The following is a 19,247-nucleotide window of genomic DNA, read 5'->3' as shown; positions in this document are numbered from 1 at the left end:
CTCCTTATTCTTGCCCTAATTCAGTGGTTCGCTTTACTGCTTTTAAAACGCTGCGCTGCAAACCAGCAGCAAAATCTGAATTGTTCAACTCATGAAGTGCGTTAATGCCAACCCCACCAGCAGAATTATTAATATCTAACAACTGCCGAGGATGCTTTCCAGTTTGCCTCAACATTTCAACCGCGCCCTGCACATTTTCCAAAGCAATCTCCCACGATTGTTGACGGGGCAATCCGGCCAAAACACCCGCATCAGCAAATGATTCGATAAAATAATAAACATAATTAGGTCCAGCAACGCCAAAACCAGTAAAAATATCAATCAATCGCTCTTCTACATACATCACCTTGCCAAATCCACTTAAAAAGCGATCCACTTGTTCTTCTCTAGCGTATTTATTTAAAGAAACACCGCTGTAACCCAATCCAGTATCAGTCAACGTATTAGGGATCACTCGCGCAATAGCCCGGTCCTCACCAATAAAGTTCGTCAGTTTTTCGATTGTCACACCAGCAACAATGGAAACGACAACCGCCTCCTTGCGACTATGCTCACAAATCAGTGTTCCAACAGAGGCCAAATCGTCTTGTGGCCTGACGCCAATTACAATAATATCCGCTTGCTTTAACGCAGCAGACTGCTCTACATTAGCTGAAACCTGATAGTTTTTTGTTAAATATGTATTCCTTTGTTCAGATATATCTGCAACAGTAATTTCCTCTTTACGTGCCGTTTTATTTGCTAAAACAGCGCGTATGATTGCTTCTGCCATCTGTCCGCCACCAATAAAATGAATCATGCTCATACCTCCTACTGATTAATTACTTTTTTAACAACGATGTAAATGGAATAAGCAGAGACCTTAGCCCCTACTTATCCAGTAAAATTTAATTGTTCTCCCAAGCCTCTGGTAAAATAAATCCATCATACTTTTCTTGCGATAAAATATATTCCTCGAATTCAGGCGACTCGTAAGCTTCTTTTACATCCTTCGCCCATTGTGTATTTAAATCTTCCTCTAATATCGAAACGATAATGCGGTGTTCCTCTGGTGTATTTTCAATTTTTAATGCATCGGATATTTTCATACCAGCATCAGCAATATAGTTTCCGTTTACGACGCCAAAATCAACATCCTTCAATGATACTAAAATTTGTGCTGGATCTAGCACTTGGAATTTAACATCATAAGATGCCGGTGTTACACTATTTAAATTAAAATCGGTCGTTCCAGCTCCATCAGCCACATTCACCCAACCAAGATCCTCCAAAATTCGTACAGCACGTTCCTGATTTACCGGATCATTGGGCACCGCCACTGTTGAGCCGTCCTGAACAGCATCAAGCGAGTCATGGTTAACAGAACGCAAGCTTTGCGGTGCACCTGGAGAAAATGCAAGGCGAACCATCTTAATTCCTAATTCCTCATTAATGCCTTCCATGTAGGCTGTACTTTGAAAGACACTGGCATCAATCGCTCCCTCAGCCATCGCCGGGTTTACTTGCATATTTTGCGAGAACACTTTAATTTCAACATTGTAGCCTTTTTCTTCTAAAATTGGTAAGATCCCATTGCGGAACTGTTCCTCATAAGTCCCTACCCCAAAACCAAAGACGAGATCTTTTTTCTCTTCACCGCTGTCACCTTGAGATTCCTCGTTTCCACAAGCAGTTAAAACAAACAGTGTAAACAAGACAAGTATGGATAATAATTTCTTCATTTTTAATAGTCCCCCCATATTTCTCCTTTATTAAACCATCAGCCTTACATGTAAATTACATCACGCTCTTCCGTAAAGTATTTAATGCCTCCTCTGCTGCTTTCACTGAAACTGCACAGTTCGGCACCAATACAAAAGGTTCATCGTGCATAAGGTCTAGCGCTTTTTTTGCTTGTTGCTCAATTAATCCATTGTCACCCCCTTCAAAAATGGTATGATCAACACCTGCCACCTTTGTTTTGTTTATTTTCAGCTCCAAACCAGGGTTTCCTTCTGCTTCAGTATCCCAACTAATCCCTTCAACCGGATAATCAACAAATCTTGCCGGCTGAGCATGTGCGCCGCACGTATGAAGGATCCGTTTTCCTTTTTTCATTGCATTTAAAACGAGTAGATCATAAGGTCTAGAAAACTCATTAAAGGTCGATTCATCAAATAAATCCGGATGTGCCGTGCCCGTTACGGCATAAAACAATCCGTCAATCCCGACACCTGCCAATTCCTTCACATATTGTGCCATCGTAATCGCAATCGCATGTAACGCTTGATGGACACCCGAACGCTCTGATTTTAAAAGTTCTTTAAAATCGACAGGCTCATCACTTCCATACATAGTCTGATTAACATACGAGGAATTTCCAGTTAAAAACATTAAAATCGTTAACGGTGAAAAGATAGTCTGAATGAGCGGCATTTCCGGTAAACCCTTTCGGAGCAACCGCATTGCTTCTAGCTGTTCCTGAAGGGGAGCGGATGTCGCTACTTCTACAGCTTCCACATGCCAAACATCTGCAGGCTGATTAATAACCGCATAAGTTTGTCTTGGAAAGACCCAACGATAATCTTCGAAATCATACTTATTACCAAAAGCTTCTGCTAAATATGTAGCTCTTGGGTTGATTTTAATCCAATCCCAATCGTACTTATTCGCAAACGTTATAGTTGCTTCTGCTAAATCAACTGCGGTTTGCTCTTTATTTAAAAAATGATGCCAACTGCTGACTATGGGGCGATCTGCTTTTTTGCCCGTTAAAATTTGTTCAAAGCGCTGTTTCTTCGTAAAACTCATAAACCATTACACTCCCTCTCTATTCCTTCCTTGCTTTTCGAGCTAATGCATTACCAGTTGATTGAATGATTTGTACAAAAATAACAAGAATAATAACAGTAGTTACCATGGCGAATGTATCAAAACGTTGATAACCATAGACAATTGCCAAGTCACCAACCCCACCGCCACCGACAGTTCCTGCCATCGCAGTCGCACCAATTAATCCTATCGTTGCAGTTGTAATCGATAAAATGAGTGAACCAAATGCCTCCGGTAATAAAAAATGCCAAATAATTTGAAATGGTGTCGCTCCCATTGATTCCGCCGCTTCAATAATACCGGGATTTACTTCGAGCAATGAATTTTCAACTAATCTAGCAATAAAAGGCGATATAAAAATAATAAGTGGGACAATTGCTGCATTTGTGCCAATCGACGTTCCCACAATCATTCGTGTAAATGGAATGATCGCCACCATTAAAATAATGAAAGGCAATGAACGAACGATATTTATAAGCGGATTCAAGATCGAATAGAAAATTTTATTTTCCAATATCCCACCTGGCCGTGTTACAACGAGCGCTATTCCGAGCGGGATGCCAACCAATGAACCAATTAAAAGCGACATTCCAACCATATACAGCGTATCTATACTTGCCTGTAAAAATTGCTCTAGTGTAATGACGGTCTCAAACATTATTCAACAACCTCCTCAACGCCAGCACCTTTATCTTTTAAAAATTGCACTGCTTTTTCAATAGCAGATGCCTCTCCAGCAATTTGCAAGTACATAATAACGAGTGTCGTTTCCTGAATCTCCGTCATATTGGCAAATAAAATATTTACCTCGATATCATGAGCTTTCATAACCTGATGAACAATTGGCTCGGAAGCAACCTCACCTTTTACCTCAACTCGGAACACTTTGCTGTCGCCTGTCTTCTTCAAAGAACGCTTGACACTCTCTGGAATGCTGTTATGAATCACTGTTTTAACAAAGTTTTTCGTCGTTGGATGCTTCGGATGACCAAAGACGTCCAGCACTGAGCCTTCTTCAATGATTTCTCCCGCCTCCATGACGGCAACTCGATTACAAACTTCCTGAATTACTGACATTTCATGAGTAATAATCATAATCGTTATGTTATATTCCTGATTGACTCGTTTCAGCAATTGCAAGATTGATTGTGTTGTTTGCGGATCCAGCGCCGATGTCGCCTCATCACAAAGTAATATTTTCGGGTTTGATGCAAGTGCACGGGCAATTCCGACACGCTGTTTCTGCCCTCCCGACAGTTCTCTCGGATAACTCTTTGCCTTCTCACGTAAGCCAACGAAGTCAAGTAGTTCCATTACTCGTTGCTTAATCTCTTCTTTCGGTTTTTTCGCTAATACGAGCGGAATCGCGACATTGTCAAAAATAGTCTTTGATTCTAGTAAATTAAAATGCTGAAAGATCATCCCGATCTGTTTCTTCATGGCACGCAATTGACTGTCCGATAGGTGATTGAGCACCTGCCCATCAACGATTACCTCACCATCTGTTGGCCGTTCTAAATAATTTACAAGGCGTACTAATGTACTTTTCCCTGCACCACTGTAACCAATAACCCCAAAAATATCCCCTTCTTCAACCTTTAAATCAATCCCTTTAAGGGCTTCCGTAGTCACATCTTTCCTTTTATAAGTTTTATAGACACTCTTCATCTCAATCATCTTAATATCCCCCTGCAATTTCTCTAATCTACAGTGTTTCCTATTTTAGAGCTTGCTTTATCTTCAATTCTATTAATCACGTCTTTTAAAGTGCTTAAAATATGTTTTTTCATTGCCAACTCTGCGAATGCACCATCCTTATTTTTGATTCCCTCTAGAATCAGAGCATGTTCATCAACCTGATTGCTCCATTTCCCATACATCGAAACGAAGTGACAATAGCGATTGGCATGATCTTTTATCATACTAAGAAGCTTAACCGACGTTTTTAAACCACTAATCTCCGCCAAATAGTCATGAAAATCATTTCCATACGCAACAAACTCTTGAGTGTAGCCAAAGTGATAGGCTTGGCGCAATTTCTCCAATATTTCCGTAAGAACTTTAATATCGTCACTAGAAGCGTTCGCTGCAGCATTTCTTGCAATACTTCCTTCCAGCATGCTGCGAATCTGAAAAATTTCTTCCACTTCCTCTTTCGTAATGGAAGCCACTTTTAATCTTCCATTCGGCTGGCGAATGAGGAATTCTTCCATTTCTAGCATCTGAAGTGCCTGACGCAGCGGTGTACGACTAATCTCCAACATTTCAGACAGTTGCTCTTCACGAACCACCTCATCCGGGTTAAATTCGCCATATATAATTTTTTGCTTGATCTGGTAATAAGCAACATCCTTCGTCAATCGGCGCTTTGGTACCAAATTCATCTCCTCTTCCTTTTCCATTTTTAATCATGCTTTGGTGCAGGTAAAATGGAGAATCATGAAGTTTAAAATATTTGTATAATTGTATACAATTTTTTCTTTTAAAATTTGAAGCACTTCTCCTCTTTCTTTGAATCGTCTGCGGTTACTCATTACTTTAAATATTCAGAAATCGATTTCTAAATAAAAAGCTTTGATCCTTATATGAAACTTTCGTTTCACACGCCTTTTTAATTTCGTTAAAAAGCCTCCTGATTGCATGGAACGATGGGAGAAAATGAGCGAAATCAAAAGAAATGGCCAGCTTTGCCCATATACAAAATCACTCTATTTTTATAATTCCAATCAGTTTAATCGGTTATTAATCCATACTATACCATATAATAAAGAACATTCAAGCATTTTTCATTGTAAAAAAGGAACAATCTTCTATAAATTAGTGATTCATCATCAATTATTTTTTTTAATCGCTTTCTTATTGACTGAGACAATTTGTGACAGTAAGATATTTGCAGAAAGTCAAAAAGGAGAAGGGGTTGTCCCCCTTTCTCCTTAAGTTTATTTACAGCATTTTTGCTAGTATGGTTGGATTTACTTCTTCCAAGGAATCAATAATTAAATCTGCCAGTGATAAATCCATTTTGATCGAGTGATGCCTTACAGCCACTTTTTTCATAGCTGCCCGGGTCGCTGCTAATAAGCCGTTTGTTGAATCTTCAATGACAATGCATTGTTGCGGGGATTTGCCAAGCAGTTTTGCCGTGTGCAGAAAAATTTCTGGGTGCGGCTTGCTATCTGCAAAATCTTCACCGCTCACAATTGCATCAAAAACATGCTGTAAGCCACAATCGGTTAACACTCGATTGATTCGTTCTTTATCCGAAGAAGATGCCAAAGCAACGCTAATTCCATTGCTTTTCAGTTCCACTATTAAAGGTAGAACACCTGAAAAAAGAACATCCTTAAAATTAAATGGTTTTGCGCGAAAGAATTCGTATTGGTACTGAATCAGGTCCTCCACCGTTTGTGAAAGCCGACAATGCTCCTTAATCAGCTGCCATTTTCGCTTTGTGCTGCCACCGATTAACTGTGCTCTTATTTCTTCAGGAACGGTAATATTTAAGCGTTGAAATAACTCCCGATTCCATATCCGATATACTGGCTCACTGTCTACAATAACACCGTCCATATCAAAAATGACTGCATATGTGTCTTCCACTTTCATCTTTTTAATTCCATTCCAGCCTCAATAATTGTTTCATTTTCTCCACTTCTGTTTTGCCGGTTTCTTGATCAATTAATGATGTATACAAATGGGGAATTACCGTTTCCGCACCATGATCAAGGCAGGTCTGAACAATTCGCTGGACATTTTCCACATCGATTCCACCCGTCGGTTCAAAAATGGCTAGTCCCGCATTGACAGCAGCCTTCACCATTGCTGCAACTTCATCAAGCCGTCTATCACCGTCAATCGGATAGAACTTAACAGAATCTACGCCAAGCTCAGCAAGCATGGTTGCAGCCATTTCACAGGATACCTTTTCTTTGAAACGAGAACTGCTTGGTCCTGTTGAAATGTAGACTTCACCAGGAGAGCCAGAAGGTTCAATAAGGGCATTTACGAGTGTATTAACTGCCCCAAGCTCGTGTATGCGACCGAGTGTATAGCCTGCTGCAGGAAATACTTGGTTTACATGATTCGGCATTGTTTTGGCTGAAACGTCAGCAACCATTTTCCACATTGCCGGATCGCCTGCTCCAAGCCCTACTGAAACAGGGATTTTATTGTCTTTGTAGAGTTCTACTTGTTCGATCGCCGCTTCGACCGAAGGATAATTTTTTACCATAATACCGATAAGCACACGATCACCAGCTAGATCTGCTAGCTCTTTCGCGTTGTCTACATCTTTTGCTAATACATTGAAAATAACTTTTTGCTTCATGATGATTGCACCTCTTTTAATATCCGTTTAATTTCACTTGCGATTATGTCTTCCTGCCCCTCCAATAAAGGACGCGGATCCACTGCCAAAATCCCCACGTTTACATAATGATGCCTTAAAAAAATGGCTGGGTTTCCTGTTTCAAGTCGACTGAGAAGCTCTGCAGCTGTCATGCCCGCTTTACTTGCATCCACCTGAATTTGTGCGCGATAAATTGCTCTTCCGGCTTCGTCCTGTTTGATGGAACAAGACAATCCTTTCACATCTGCCAAAGCTGCGTTCAACCTCGTCATGCGCTCAATTTGTTCTTCTGCATTATCCTTTTTAAACGGATATTGTTTTAAAGCGGCGATAAGCCCGGCAACCCCTTCTTTTCCAACCTTCATTGGACGGCCAATTCCTTTATATTGCATGCGGCAGGCTTCCATCCACTCTTTCTTCCCGCAAATCAAACCAGAAGTTGGACCTTCCAATGCCTTTCCTCCACTGTATATTACGATGTCTGCTCCCATGCGGATGTATTTTTGAAAATCTTCTTCCGCCGCCGCATCGATAATGAACGGTATTTGGTGCTCCTTCGCAATCCGCATCATCGTTTCAATCGACTGCATGCCTTTTTGCACGGCATGATGCGATTTAACATAAAGAAGTGCAGCCGTTTTATCTGTGATTGCCTGCTTGATATGATCAGCCTCTACCTTATTCGCATTGCCGATTTCAACAACTTTTCCACCGCCAAGTCGAACCATTTGTGCGATGCTTGCTCCAAAATGAACCTGCTGTCCCTTTTGAATAATGATCTCATTCCTGAGTCCCTCTGAATCTGGCATTCTTTCAATTAAGGAAAGATTTTTCCCAGTGATGACAGCGGCTGTGGAGATCGCGATTCCAGCGGCGGCGCCGCATGTCGGACATCCATCCTCCGCCCCTGTATATTCAGCTATGACTCGGCCGGCAAATTCCATCATTTCTTCAATATCGACATAGTCCTGAGCTGCTCGCTTAAGCGCATCTGCAACTTCATCACTGACGGCAGAAGCCCCCAGCGCTGTCATTTTTCCACTAGCATTAATGACTTTACGAAGACCGAACTGTGCAAAAATACTCATTGCTTACTCCTCCTATTCTAAAGATATTGGGAATATTGCACCAAAAATCATGGCTCCTAAAATCGCTCCACCTGCTACCGGCTTTTTCCATATATAAAAGATCGCCGCGCCAATTGTTGAACCGATTCCAATTGGAATCGACGCGCTTGCCGCTGAGATGACGATGAGCGGTCCAAGAAAGCGGCCCGATGCATTTCCTGCTCCCATCATGATGTCTGCTCCAAAAGTAGAGTTGGACTGTCCGACTGTTAATTTACGAATCGCTAAAATTGAATAACCGACCAGTGCCCCTAATAGAGCGCCGGTAATTAAAGAAAGAATAAAGTTTTCAACAGGAGCAGTAATTCCCGATGCCAGCAAAATCGCAGGCACACCGATCCCAATACCGGTTTGCAGTGATCCGCCAATATCAAGAATCCCTACAAGCGCACCTTCCAACACTCGGGCGAATAAAAAACTTGCTCCAAAAGCTGCTGCTGCACCGTAGCCAGCTCCTTGAATTCCCGCTTCCAGCATGGCAACAATCGCAACATCATTAAAAGCGCCAATTTTATACACATAATACATATGAGTCCCGGCAAAAATACCTGCCGATAGAAGTGCTACAAAGATTGGAAATGACCAATCTGCATACCAAAATGTTTTATACATATCTTTTTCTAAAGATTCTGTTTGCGTTGTCAATTTACTTCACCTCTAGTCCTAATAGTTTGTGGAAATCTAGCAGCCATTCTGGAGGAGTGATGTACATGCTTTCCAATAGTTGGATATCGAAGCCACGGAAGAATGCGCTTAAAATGAAGAGAACGATGACTGAAATAAGCAATGTCTTCGTCACTTTATTCCAGCCGCTATCATCGACTCCCTTGCCGATTAAGATCCCAAGCACAACGCCTGGTACGGCATTCCCCATAATCAAATGGGCAGCACCACCGAAAATTGTGCCCCAGAAGCCAGAGCGCTTACCAGCGTCTAATGCTGCCAGCCAGAAAATAACCGGCATAACTGGATTGATTAATAAATTCGCTGCCGGCACAAGAACATGGACAGCAATTGCTTGCAATGATTCCGGAATGGCTGACGCCGTCAAATTTAAAAAAGAAACAACCAAAATTCCGATAATTCCGCCTGAGATCGCCATTTTTTTTGGATCATGAAGCGTATCCTCAGGACGTCTGCCTTTTCTCATCAATACTGCCGCTGCCCAGTTCGGAATAATCCGGTGGTCCACATCCTGCGTAAAAGCACCCGCCCCAACAGAGGATGCCCATGCGTTAAAAAAGAAACCTAACCCAAAAGAAAAGTGGGAAGCGGCATCGCCAGCACAGGCATTCAGTTCCCCTAATGTCCGAAATGCCCCCATTCCTTGCGCTTTCGGTGCATGAAACATTCGAGCAGCTCCAGCACCGACGCCAATACCGACAAGAGCACCAATAATAATTGATTTTATTGCTACTTCTATCATTTCCATATGTTTCTCCTCCGCTATTTATCCGCTACTTGCCCATTGCGGAAAATATTATTTACAATACCATCAGGTGATTCGATTTTTTTAAAATCAATGTCTTCAACTTTTAATAGAGTAATCTTCACATCCACATCGATAACGACCTTATAGACACTCCTTTTTCTCGGAAAGAAAAATAGCAAAAAGCGTTCCGTGTACGTATGTTCAATCGCTTCAATCACATCGATGCTCACAGGTTCAATACGGATAATCATTGCTTTAAACTCGTCCATCACCTTTCTCTGAATTTTCCCGAGTGCGGTGTTAATAGCGAGCTCTTTTGACTTTCCCTTACCTTCTACCGAAACCTTAAACTGAACGATCTTCTCCATTCGTTTACCCTTGCACTTTCTTTAAATAGGCTTCCGTAATCCTCTTGCCTAGTTCTTCCGTATCCATAAACCCAAAACCGAGAACTTTTTTGCCTTCATTTATCGCTGTGACTCCTTCTTCAATAGAACGCATGCCATAATGTGCCGGATAGCCGTATTTTGTCTGTGCAGTGATAGCACCAGCTCCACCACTTCCACAGAAAGAAATTCCTAAGTCTGCTTGCTCTGTTTTCATGACATCACCGAGGCGCATATCAGCACCGACTCCAGAAATAACAATGGCTCTCCCTCCTGCAGCTTCAACGCCTTTTGCGACATTTTGTCCTTTTCCTAAGCGATCTCCAATTACAACTACAACTTGATTCATGTTCACATTCCCCCTTATTTCATTGAACCTTCAATTTTTGCTGTTTCAAAATGGATGGAAAGCAGATATTTCTCATCTTCGTGCAAGTGCGGTAATTTCTTGCACACCTTTCCTGCCATTTCAATCGATTGTTTTGACACTTCCTGAAAAAGATTTTTATCAACTGGCTGAATCATTTCCTTATACTTGGAACGATAGACCATTGCTGAAATATGCGATAATAATGAAAGCATTTGCGCATCTGTCATTTTGATCCTTTCTTCCGATAACAGCCTTTCCGTATATTTCATCACTTCCATACATAATTGCGGATTTTCACTTTTCTGGTGTAACTCTAGCATTTTGCCTTCCATTTTCCTTCGTGTATGCCACCTTTCCAGTCTTGATGGTGATATATGGTGTAAGCACTTGATGATAACTCATTTCTTCTCCTTCCGAATCAATAAGGGTAGACATTCCTTCTTCTTTAAGGGCAAATATCGTCACATCAGCGATTGAACCAATCCTAAAAGTCCCCTGCTCCTTTAAATGAAGCGTATCAGCAGCTCTTTTCGTTACGGCGGTGACAATATCTGGCAATGTATACCCTAAGGCGAGAAGCTTGGTCATCGTCGTCATCAGGCTGCCAACTGGATTCGAGTAGTTCTTTTTATAAATATCTGTGCTGATTGTAAATGGGAGATTATAATTGCCCTTAAACTTTCGCATCGTTTTATAACTAAAGCTCGAGGTACCATGTCCAACATCAAAACGCACACCTCTGTCAACAGCACTTCTTGCTTCCGGTATCAATTCTCCCGCTTCATTCAGGATGCCATGCTGCTTTCCGTGGAAAGCATGGGTGACGATATCTCCCTTTAGAAGAAGCGGAAAAATCTCTTGCAAATTAGGTGGAGGGTTTCCGATATGCACCATAATCGGTTTACCAAGTGCATCAGCAAGCTCTCTTGCATGGATTAACGGTTTTATTCCGCTATCCTTCACTACCGAACCGCTCATGCGCGCTTTTAAACCGACAAGACTTTTCTCCTTCTGAAATATCTCTTTTGCTTCTTCCAATGTCATTAACTCTTCTAATCTGGCAAGCTCGGACAGCCCATTACATAGACCTTTCCGTGAAATATTTAAAAAAGCCAATATTTCTGTTCTACTTTTTTCGATTATGCTCTCCTTAAAGACGTGGTAATGATCGTATCCTGCACTACCTGCATCGACAAGAGTGGTAACACCTTGCTCAATGCCGACTAAATCAGGTTCAATTCCAAGTTCAGTGTAATCTTTGAAAACATGCGCATGCAGATCGATAAATCCAGGTGCAACATAGTGATCCGTTGCATCTATGTATTCAATTCCTGCTTCTCCTTGCTCCCTGACCTCTTCCACTGTGGCAAAGACACCGTTTAATATGCCAATCTCTTTTTTGCTAACTGTCGAACTCTCCGGATCGACAACTAAGCCATTTTGAATAATGATTCTCTTACACATACCATCACTTCCATTTTTTCAAGTACTGTATCACTGTAATAATCTCAGCCTCGTGCACATGTAAGTCTTTCTCTTTTAAAATTTGCTGAACACGATGGAACATTTCCTCATCACTATCGAGCATTTGATAATGGGCATATAAGTATTGGTCATATTGCTTATCAAAATAATAGCGATGAACCATTAGAAAAATATGCATCATAAAAGCGTTTTTCCAGTTTTCTTCTTTTTCAATTGGAAAGGCTTCCAATAATGCGTGTGCGACTTCAAAGCCTTTCAAAATAATCTCTTGGCTGAGACTTTCACTATCTTCACTGTTCGTAAAATCATTGTTCTCAAGCAACTGGTTCATTTGATCACCATCTGAACCAATCATTGCCCGCACTTGTTTGCGGATTTCCTCAATATCTCTTTTGACAGGCAGCGGTTCGACCACAATAACAGGTACTGTAGCTTCAACGGGAAAAACACTGATGATTAAGTCTACCTCTTCAGTCTGACAAATTTCTTCCACTTCAAGGAGGGAGCAGTATGATACAATATCGACCGCTGGGATTTCTTTTTCCACCTTGTTTTTGATCAGACGGGCAACACCTCTGCCTGTTGAGCATACATACAGAACCTTTACTTTCTTTTTCGGTTTAAATGTATTTTCATAGGAAACGAGAAAGTGCAAAACGATTAAAGAGCTAAAAGAGTCTTGGGCAATCAATGTATGCTGCTTCACAAATTTGCGACATGCCTCTTGAACGGTTTGAAAAAGAGAAGCATGATTTCTTTTCACTTCGTCCTCCATCGGGTTTATTTCGTTCAAATATAATGAGCCATTTTGAAGCCTTAATGACAAATGTGACAGCAAATTGCTATAGAGCTTCGGGTCTTTTTTATAGTCGATTCCTTCCCGGATGCTCACATATTCAATGATCTTCTTTGTGATCCCAACTACATCCGTTTGTTCCGATGCCTTTTCCATATTTCCAGACACATATAGAAACTCTTCCTCAAGCAATGGCAACTGCATTTCTGCATAGAGCTTTTCCATCACAGATACCAGAAAAAGAGATAGCTCATCTTTATATTGAGTGCGTTCTAATACCCGATAGCTGTTAATCGTATGGCCCAAATTTAACCTTGCAACCGAAAAAGTAAGGCGCAGCAGAAACTTTAATAGATCAGAGAGACGAAGCAAAGGAGCCAAGGAAGGGGAATATAACCCACTCATATGTTTTTCAGCAGTTTCATAAATTTGTTTTAGTGGTCTCTCCAATACGGTACCAATCTCCATTTGCCGCTCTTGTTTTGTAATTCGAGTAGTCATTTTATAAATTTGGTAATCATCTAAACTATTGTAAACAATATGCTCCAGCACAAGTCGCAGTTGAAGCTCGTTACCGATCAGCCGGTAACCTATTCTTGGCTTTCGCTCTAATTCAACATTTGACGATGTTAAAAATTCATCAACATGGTTCAAATCACTCAAAATTGTATTTCTGCTTACTTGAAGCAACTCTGAAAGCTCTGCTGCCGTCTTATAACCATTCGTTAATAATAAGGACAGAATAATCCTTTTCACACGCATCGCTTGATCCGGATAAACTTGAAAACGCTTAAATTGACTCAAAACCCTTCTTAGCTCTGCACGCTTCCGTTCATCGCAATGAATCCAAATACCCTTGCTTGTTTGGGAATTTACGGTCAAGCCCTGAATTTTAAACCACTTTCGTACATTTTCAAGATCATACTTGATCGTTCGCGTACTGACTCCAAACTCCGTCGATAAATCTTTAATCCTAATCGGAGCTTTTATATTTAATAGCTTATTCGTTAACTGAAATTCTCTCGCGCTTAGCATCATTTCACCACTCTACTAGTAGTCGTGCTTCATAATCGATTATTAGCTCCATTATAAGGACATTTTCTAATCGGGAACAGACAAAATTACTTCCCTATCGTTAGTGAAATAATTTGAATATTGGATCAATCCCTCGAGCCGTTTTAAAAAACTCCATATTGTTTTGTCGCCAACCTTATCACCAATACCTGCCAAACTTAAAAACCTTCTACGATACAGTAGAAGGTTTGATTTAATATTAGTAATCTGGTCAAAATCGTACTAAGTTTTCATATTACGAGAAATTTGTTTAATGTTTTCACAGGCTTTGTTATATGTCGGTGTTATCTTTACTTCAACCTTACAGAGCATAATTGAAAGACGTGTGAAACCAGAGCTTTACACGATTGGGTCAAAATGCGGTTTAGCAAAGCACTTTCATTTAAAAAAGTATTATAGCTGACCACAGAAGCTAATAGTCTTTAATTTAGGGATTGTTTTGTATAAAAACAAGGTTCACAGCATCAGCATTCCTTCTTACTTTCAATTCATTGAGCGCGGACAAACTTCACAATATTTAGGCAACCCTGTTGTTAAATAGTAAAAGCAGCACGTATGACGCATTCTCGTGGCTCCATTGTTATCATTCCTCTGCCTCAGCGGAGTATGAAAGCGTGCCACCGGGTTATAAGCTTCTCCAAAATTAGCTCCGTCACTTAGTGCAAGTAGTGCAGCATAATCGGCCTGCGCTTGTTCCTTTTTACAGTTAGGCAGCTCAAGCTCAGCGATTTTTTTCTCAAATAACGAATAAATGCGCACTGCTGTATTTTCCCACAAGATAATAGGTGGCACAGAAGATGCCAATGACAAACTCCTCCACAATGGAGCAAGATGTAATAAAAAAAGCTGAGAGAGCGAACAAAAATACCAGTCCCTCCGTTCCTCAACTGAGTTGCCAATTGCAGGAGTAAAATTACTTGTTTGCAATATAAGACTCGGCTTCCAGTTCTGCTGCTGATTATTATAAAGCCACACATGCTTCAATGAAATATCGAGCGCCTTGTCATAGACGCTCATTGCATATAGAGCTGGCACAACTAAAAGCGCTGCGTAACGTTTTGCAAATTGTGAGGCTGCGACAGCAAGCGATGGCGCTCCGGTAACTGCACATAAGTACTGCAAATATTGAGTACAGTGTTCTTGCTCCAATAATTCCTCTATGCATATAAGTCGGTTTGATGAAGGAGTTTGTTTCATGAGTTCCAAGCAGCTAGCCGATTTCTTTTCTACCATAAGCTGAAAACGACTGGCCAATTCATCGCACTCCTGTTTGGTCAGTAGATTATTTGACATCACGTTCCTCCTCAGCTCCCACTCATAGAATGCGACAGATGACGTCCTTTGCCATAAGGTAGAAAAAGCGGAGTTCCAAAAATTGGATCGCGCAACAGCTCACACTTCATATCAAATACAGCTTCTACCGTGCTAAGCGTCATCACTTTTTCCGGCGCACCTTCGGCGACAACAGTTTGATCTGCTAAGGCGACAATATGATGAGCATAGCGACAAGCAAGATTCAAATCATGCAGTACCATAACAATTGTACAACGATCCCGTAAATTCAATTCATACAATAAATCAAGTATTTCAACTTGATGAGCCATATCCAAATAAGTTGTTGGTTCATCAAGCAATAATATATTCGTATTTTGTGCAAGGATCATGGCGATCCAAGCCCGTTGTCGCTGGCCACCTGACAAGGAATCCACTGTGCGCTCCGCCAGCTCACTCATGCCCGTATCTGCTAATGCTTTATTCACTAAACGCTCATCCTCTTTCGTCCATTGCGACAACAAACTTTGGTGAGGATACCGCCCTTGACGTACAAGATCCTTTACAGTAAGCCCTTCCGGAGCAAGAGGAGCTTGTGGCAAAATCGCAAGCTGCTGGGCTACCTCCTTTGTTGACCATTTCGATATTGCTTTTCCATCCAATAAGACTGCTCCGCCGTCTGGTTTTAATAATCGGCTTATTGCTCTTAGCAAAGTGGATTTACCACAACCGTTCCGTCCAACAAACACCGTAATTTTCTGAGATGGAATTTTCAAATCCAACTCATTAATAATAGGTGATTGTCCGTAGGAAAGTGTTAACGCCCTTGTTTTCAACATCGTCATATGTAACCGCCTCCTTAATTGTTGCGATTGCGAAACAGTAAATAGATAAAGAAAGGGGCTCCAACTGCGGCGGTGAACACGCCCACTGGTATGTCCTTCGGCAAAAATACAGTTCTGGCCAAAGTATCTGCCAACAAAACAATAAGCGAACCCGTTAATGCTGAAGATACCATTAAGCTGCCGTTCGATGCTCCCGTAAGCTTCCGGGCTAAATGCGGCCCAATCAACCCGACAAAACCTACTGCCCCTGCTACTGCAACCGATGATCCTGCTAAAGCCACACTAATAACAAGAAGCACTGCCCGCTGTTGCTGTACAGATGAACCAAGTGCTGCTGCCACATCATCTCCTAGCTCTTGTAATCTCAAGTGCCTGCTGTACATAAATGCCAGTGGAATAAAGACCAATGACCACGGCAATAACGAAAGAACATTGACCCAAGAAGAGCCATAAATACTTCCTGTCATCCAAATATAGGCCTGACTCGCGGAAGCATTTGGGCTTAATGTAATCATGAGCATCGTTAGCGCTCCAGTTATTGCTGAAATTCCGATGCCGATTAAGATTAAACGCACGGGACTAATTCCTTTTTTCCAAGCAAGCATATAGATGAGCAGCGAAATTAGTCCAGCTCCACAAAAGGCAGCTATCGGTAGAAAATGGATGCTCGCTTTACCAGACAACAAGGTAATATAAGCAATTGCTGCAAGCGATCCTCCTCCAGAAATTCCTATAATATCAGGCGAAGCGAGCGGATTTCTAATAATTCCTTGCAAGATGGAACCTGCCACACTGAGCGAAGCGCCCGCAAGCATTGCTACGATAATACGCGGTAGTCTAAGTTCAAAGACGACAAGATTCATTTCAGCATTTGCTAAACCCGCTGCTACACTGGAAAGTTCTGCAAGAGATAACCATTTGCCGCCAGCGCTTAAACTGATGATAAAACTAACAAGAAGCAGAAAGATAAGCACCGCTATCACCATGAGCTCGCTCAAATTGATCAAAAAGCTTACTTTCTCTCGTTTGCTTCGATAGACTCTCTCGTTCATGGTCCTTCCTCCCTTGAACGCAATCCTTTTCTAGCTATGTAGACAAAGAAAGGTGCCCCAATCAATGCCGTCATAATTCCGATAGGTACCTCCCCCGGCATTACAATATAACGTACCGCAATATCAGCAAGCAGCAATAAAATCGCACCAAGGAAGGCACTGTAGGGAATAACCCAGCGATAATCAACCCCTGATAAAAAACGGGCAATATGAGGCATAACTAAGCCAACAAAACCGATCGAGCCGGCAACCGAGACGGCGCTACCTGCCAATGCCACAATCACGGCTGCGGTCACTCCTTTAATGAGCACCGTTTTTTGACCAAGTCCTTTGGCAATATCATCGCCAGAATTAAGAATGGTTAACGGCCGCGCCAGAAACTGTGCAACGAAGAACGCAACGAGCAAGTATGGGAGTACAATCTGCAAATGCTGAAGCTCTCGTCCAGCGATCGAGCCGGCCATCCAGAAAAGCACATCCTGCAGCCCCGATTCATTAAGCACGAGCATCCCTTGGGTAAACGATGAAAACAAAGCAGTAGCCGCAGCTCCTGCAAGCACAATTTTTACTGGCGTCATACCATCGCGACCAAGGGAACCAAGGCTAAAAACGGTCATTGCCGCAACGGCAGCTCCAAGAAAGGCAATCCAAATTAGCGCACTCATCGAATTGATCTGCAAAAAATGAAGCGCGAGTACAATAAAAAAGACCGCGCCAGCATTGATCCCAAAAATGCTCGGCGAGGCAAGCGGATTGCGAGTTAGTCCCTGCATAAGCGCACCTGCCACAGCTAAAGCAGCCCCAACAAGCAATGCAATGACCGCCCGTGGCAATCTCGTTGTACGAACAATCATTTGCTCTATCACTGTGCTATCGTAATGAAACACGGCATCCCAAACAGCTTCCCAAGTAATTTGGGTGGTACCGAGCTTCAAGTTCAAACCAAATGAAACGATGAGCAGGATACTACAGAACAGCAAACCTGCCCACCGCGTGATTGACCGATTCAAAAACGGAATCACAACTTCTCCTCCACTCCAAACCAAATCCTTATTTTTCTAGTTCAAAATACTCATATAAATCCTCAAGCATTAAAGTAGCGGCTATTGGACCCGAACCGTTATTCCAAACTGCCGTATCGACCTCATATACTTTGTTATTTTTTACGGCACGCAAATTTTGCCACAATGGATGCTCCATCCATGATGCACGTAAATCCAGTCTTCCATCATCGCGTGATGTACTCGTCTGGTCAAATAATATATCTGCATCCATTGACGGGATATTTTCCTTCGTCGTCAATTTTACACCCCAAGACTCTCCCTTCTGATTATCGGGACGAGGAATACCCAGTTCGTCCAATACGAGAGCGGCAAATCCGGTATAAACAATTCGGACATGATCAGTACGAAAATCAATCACAGCCACCTCCGTGTCATTCAAACGTTCACGCACTTGCTTCTTAAAATCAGCAACCTTCTCATCCCATTGCTGGAGGAAGCTTGCCTCTTCTTCCTGCTTGTTAAGTGCTTCAGCCGTCAGTTGCAGCGTATCTTTCCAAATATGAACCTCCTCGGTCATCACAGTCGGGGCAATCGCTGAAAGCTGCTCACTTATTTTTTCATGTCGCGTTTTTGAAGCAATGATAACATCTGGCTTTAGTTCAGCAATTTTCTCCAAATCAGGCTGATTTTCATCACCCAAGTTTACAACTCCGTCCATTTGATCGCGAATGTACTCATACCAAGGCTGTTCAATCCATGATTCAACGGCAGCAACCGGTTTGACCCCGAGAGCCAACGCCGCATCTGTTGCTCCCTGAAATAAAGTAACAGCACGCTGTGGTGTTCCTTCAATATCGGTTGTCCCCATTGCATGAGTGATTGTACGCATCTGTCCATCCTGTGAACCACTTTGTTCAGTAGCCTCAACCTGGCTAACGGCCGTTGCTTGCTCTTCCTTTTCTTGCTGATTTTTAGATGTATTCGTTTCCCCTGCCCCACAAGCGACAAGCATGATTATGGTTAGCAGCATAATGAATACCGTTCCTATTTTTTGCATTTTGGTAACTCTCCCTTTGTTAATTAATTTCTCTCATTAAATTAAATGATAACGAGAATCATTATTAATGATAAAACATAGTCAAGCTCAAATACATGAACATTTCTGACATTTTGGTCCATTATGCTGCATGTTCCAATTTTTTTTCGAAAAAAAACCAACTTATGTCAATGCAAAAGTTGGCCAAA

General features: G+C 41.8%; 21 protein-coding genes. All 21 read right to left on the bottom strand.

Features of this window, described 5'->3' with window-relative positions:
* Positions 1-4: 4 nt before the first annotated feature.
* Positions 5-799: a pyrroline-5-carboxylate reductase gene (proC, locus tag FCJ93_RS15585; RefSeq protein WP_211344124.1), complete on the bottom strand. Its 795-nt coding sequence runs from the start codon at positions 797-799 to the stop codon at positions 5-7.
* Between the two features lie 88 nt (positions 800-887).
* The gene (locus FCJ93_RS15580) at positions 888-1,721 is read right to left on the bottom strand and encodes a MetQ/NlpA family ABC transporter substrate-binding protein (protein WP_137744113.1); all 834 of its coding nucleotides are present in this window, start codon (positions 1,719-1,721) and stop codon (positions 888-890) included.
* Positions 1,722-1,776: 55 nt separating this feature from the next.
* A complete protein-coding gene (locus FCJ93_RS15575) occupies positions 1,777-2,790 on the bottom strand; it encodes a uroporphyrinogen decarboxylase family protein (RefSeq protein ID WP_137744112.1) in 1,014 nt (337 codons plus the stop codon).
* A gap of 19 nt (positions 2,791-2,809) precedes the next feature.
* The gene (locus FCJ93_RS15570; RefSeq protein ID WP_170211329.1) at positions 2,810-3,469 is read right to left on the bottom strand and encodes a methionine ABC transporter permease; all 660 of its coding nucleotides are present in this window, start codon (positions 3,467-3,469) and stop codon (positions 2,810-2,812) included.
* The gene (locus tag FCJ93_RS15565) at positions 3,469-4,488 is read right to left on the bottom strand and encodes a methionine ABC transporter ATP-binding protein (RefSeq protein ID WP_137744110.1); all 1,020 of its coding nucleotides are present in this window, start codon (positions 4,486-4,488) and stop codon (positions 3,469-3,471) included. The genes FCJ93_RS15570 and FCJ93_RS15565 overlap by 1 nt, the downstream gene beginning before the upstream one ends.
* 23 nt (positions 4,489-4,511) lie before the next feature.
* On the bottom strand, positions 4,512-5,195 hold the full coding sequence (locus FCJ93_RS15560) for a GntR family transcriptional regulator (RefSeq protein WP_137744109.1): 684 nt from the start codon (positions 5,193-5,195) through the stop codon (positions 4,512-4,514).
* Positions 5,196-5,754: 559 nt separating this feature from the next.
* On the bottom strand, positions 5,755-6,417 hold the full coding sequence (locus tag FCJ93_RS15555; protein ID WP_137744108.1) for an HAD family hydrolase: 663 nt from the start codon (positions 6,415-6,417) through the stop codon (positions 5,755-5,757).
* 4 nt (positions 6,418-6,421) lie between these two features.
* Positions 6,422-7,138, bottom strand: a complete 717-nt coding sequence (locus tag FCJ93_RS15550) for a KDGP aldolase (RefSeq protein ID WP_137744107.1) — start codon at positions 7,136-7,138, stop codon at positions 6,422-6,424.
* Positions 7,135-8,247, bottom strand: coding sequence for a DgaE family pyridoxal phosphate-dependent ammonia lyase (locus FCJ93_RS15545; protein WP_137744106.1), 1,113 nt, complete (start codon positions 8,245-8,247; stop codon positions 7,135-7,137). The genes FCJ93_RS15550 and FCJ93_RS15545 overlap by 4 nt, the downstream gene beginning before the upstream one ends.
* A 12-nt stretch (positions 8,248-8,259) precedes the next feature.
* Positions 8,260-8,898, bottom strand: coding sequence for a DUF4310 family protein (locus FCJ93_RS15540; protein WP_137744153.1), 639 nt, complete (start codon positions 8,896-8,898; stop codon positions 8,260-8,262).
* A 34-nt stretch (positions 8,899-8,932) separates the two neighbouring features.
* Positions 8,933-9,718: a DUF4311 domain-containing protein gene (locus tag FCJ93_RS15535; RefSeq protein WP_211344123.1), complete on the bottom strand. Its 786-nt coding sequence runs from the start codon at positions 9,716-9,718 to the stop codon at positions 8,933-8,935.
* Between the two features lie 14 nt (positions 9,719-9,732).
* Complete coding sequence (locus FCJ93_RS15530) at positions 9,733-10,086, bottom strand: DUF4312 family protein (protein WP_137744105.1); 354 nt, start codon at positions 10,084-10,086, stop codon at positions 9,733-9,735.
* Positions 10,087-10,090: 4 nt separating this feature from the next.
* On the bottom strand, positions 10,091-10,453 hold the full coding sequence (locus FCJ93_RS15525; RefSeq protein WP_137744104.1) for a glycine-rich SFCGS family protein: 363 nt from the start codon (positions 10,451-10,453) through the stop codon (positions 10,091-10,093).
* Between the two features lie 14 nt (positions 10,454-10,467).
* On the bottom strand, positions 10,468-10,794 hold the full coding sequence (locus FCJ93_RS15520; RefSeq protein ID WP_170211328.1) for a PRD domain-containing protein: 327 nt from the start codon (positions 10,792-10,794) through the stop codon (positions 10,468-10,470).
* A complete protein-coding gene (locus tag FCJ93_RS15515; protein WP_137744102.1) occupies positions 10,769-11,938 on the bottom strand; it encodes an amidohydrolase/deacetylase family metallohydrolase in 1,170 nt (389 codons plus the stop codon). The genes FCJ93_RS15520 and FCJ93_RS15515 overlap by 26 nt, the downstream gene beginning before the upstream one ends.
* 4 nt (positions 11,939-11,942) lie before the next feature.
* Positions 11,943-13,793 (bottom strand): BglG family transcription antiterminator, encoded by a 1,851-nt coding sequence (locus FCJ93_RS15510; protein ID WP_137744101.1) that lies wholly within the window; start codon positions 13,791-13,793, stop codon positions 11,943-11,945.
* Between the two features lie 519 nt (positions 13,794-14,312).
* A complete protein-coding gene (locus tag FCJ93_RS15505) occupies positions 14,313-15,122 on the bottom strand; it encodes an IucA/IucC family C-terminal-domain containing protein (RefSeq protein WP_137744100.1) in 810 nt (269 codons plus the stop codon).
* Between the two features lie 11 nt (positions 15,123-15,133).
* Entirely contained in the window at positions 15,134-15,946 is an 813-nt protein-coding gene (locus FCJ93_RS15500) for an ABC transporter ATP-binding protein (RefSeq protein ID WP_137744099.1), read from the bottom strand.
* Between the two features lie 14 nt (positions 15,947-15,960).
* The gene (locus FCJ93_RS15495; protein WP_137744098.1) at positions 15,961-16,998 is read right to left on the bottom strand and encodes a FecCD family ABC transporter permease; all 1,038 of its coding nucleotides are present in this window, start codon (positions 16,996-16,998) and stop codon (positions 15,961-15,963) included.
* Positions 16,995-17,978 (bottom strand): FecCD family ABC transporter permease, encoded by a 984-nt coding sequence (locus FCJ93_RS15490; RefSeq protein ID WP_235879507.1) that lies wholly within the window; start codon positions 17,976-17,978, stop codon positions 16,995-16,997. The genes FCJ93_RS15495 and FCJ93_RS15490 overlap by 4 nt, the downstream gene beginning before the upstream one ends.
* Positions 17,979-18,048: 70 nt before the next feature.
* Positions 18,049-19,059 (bottom strand): ABC transporter substrate-binding protein, encoded by a 1,011-nt coding sequence (locus tag FCJ93_RS15485; RefSeq protein WP_137744097.1) that lies wholly within the window; start codon positions 19,057-19,059, stop codon positions 18,049-18,051.
* Positions 19,060-19,247 lie beyond the last annotated feature (188 nt).

The organism is Robertmurraya siralis (assembly GCF_005502275.1).
GTDB classification, from domain to species: Bacteria; Bacillota; Bacilli; order Bacillales; family Cytobacillaceae; genus Robertmurraya; species Robertmurraya siralis.
Note: the sequence above shows the minus strand (reverse complement) of the source record. Positions and strands in the feature narration are given on the sequence as shown.

What these genes read in the sequence shown, in the direction of transcription:
- FCJ93_RS15500 (WP_137744099.1), bottom strand. Translation starts at nt 15,946, where the DNA reads ATGACGATGTTGAAAACAAGGGCGTTAACACTTTCCTACGGACAATCA.
- proC (WP_211344124.1), bottom strand. Translation starts at nt 799, where the DNA reads ATGATTCATTTTATTGGTGGCGGACAGATGGCAGAAGCAATCATACGC.
- FCJ93_RS15545 (WP_137744106.1), bottom strand. Translation starts at nt 8,247, where the DNA reads ATGAGTATTTTTGCACAGTTCGGTCTTCGTAAAGTCATTAATGCTAGT.
- FCJ93_RS15525 (WP_137744104.1), bottom strand. Translation starts at nt 10,453, where the DNA reads ATGAATCAAGTTGTAGTTGTAATTGGAGATCGCTTAGGAAAAGGACAA.
- FCJ93_RS15535 (WP_211344123.1), bottom strand. Translation starts at nt 9,718, where the DNA reads ATGGAAATGATAGAAGTAGCAATAAAATCAATTATTATTGGTGCTCTT.
- FCJ93_RS15530 (WP_137744105.1), bottom strand. Translation starts at nt 10,086, where the DNA reads ATGGAGAAGATCGTTCAGTTTAAGGTTTCGGTAGAAGGTAAGGGAAAG.
- FCJ93_RS15555 (WP_137744108.1), bottom strand. Translation starts at nt 6,417, where the DNA reads ATGAAAGTGGAAGACACATATGCAGTCATTTTTGATATGGACGGTGTT.
- FCJ93_RS15580 (WP_137744113.1), bottom strand. Translation starts at nt 1,721, where the DNA reads ATGAAGAAATTATTATCCATACTTGTCTTGTTTACACTGTTTGTTTTA.
- FCJ93_RS15485 (WP_137744097.1), bottom strand. Translation starts at nt 19,059, where the DNA reads ATGCAAAAAATAGGAACGGTATTCATTATGCTGCTAACCATAATCATG.
- FCJ93_RS15575 (WP_137744112.1), bottom strand. Translation starts at nt 2,790, where the DNA reads ATGAGTTTTACGAAGAAACAGCGCTTTGAACAAATTTTAACGGGCAAA.
- FCJ93_RS15565 (WP_137744110.1), bottom strand. Translation starts at nt 4,488, where the DNA reads ATGATTGAGATGAAGAGTGTCTATAAAACTTATAAAAGGAAAGATGTG.
- FCJ93_RS15510 (WP_137744101.1), bottom strand. Translation starts at nt 13,793, where the DNA reads ATGATGCTAAGCGCGAGAGAATTTCAGTTAACGAATAAGCTATTAAAT.
- FCJ93_RS15495 (WP_137744098.1), bottom strand. Translation starts at nt 16,998, where the DNA reads ATGAACGAGAGAGTCTATCGAAGCAAACGAGAGAAAGTAAGCTTTTTG.
- FCJ93_RS15505 (WP_137744100.1), bottom strand. Translation starts at nt 15,122, where the DNA reads ATGTCAAATAATCTACTGACCAAACAGGAGTGCGATGAATTGGCCAGT.
- FCJ93_RS15570 (WP_170211329.1), bottom strand. Translation starts at nt 3,469, where the DNA reads ATGTTTGAGACCGTCATTACACTAGAGCAATTTTTACAGGCAAGTATA.
- FCJ93_RS15515 (WP_137744102.1), bottom strand. Translation starts at nt 11,938, where the DNA reads ATGTGTAAGAGAATCATTATTCAAAATGGCTTAGTTGTCGATCCGGAG.
- FCJ93_RS15520 (WP_170211328.1), bottom strand. Translation starts at nt 10,794, where the DNA reads ATGCTAGAGTTACACCAGAAAAGTGAAAATCCGCAATTATGTATGGAA.
- FCJ93_RS15540 (WP_137744153.1), bottom strand. Translation starts at nt 8,898, where the DNA reads ATGTATAAAACATTTTGGTATGCAGATTGGTCATTTCCAATCTTTGTA.
- FCJ93_RS15550 (WP_137744107.1), bottom strand. Translation starts at nt 7,138, where the DNA reads ATGAAGCAAAAAGTTATTTTCAATGTATTAGCAAAAGATGTAGACAAC.
- FCJ93_RS15560 (WP_137744109.1), bottom strand. Translation starts at nt 5,195, where the DNA reads ATGAATTTGGTACCAAAGCGCCGATTGACGAAGGATGTTGCTTATTAC.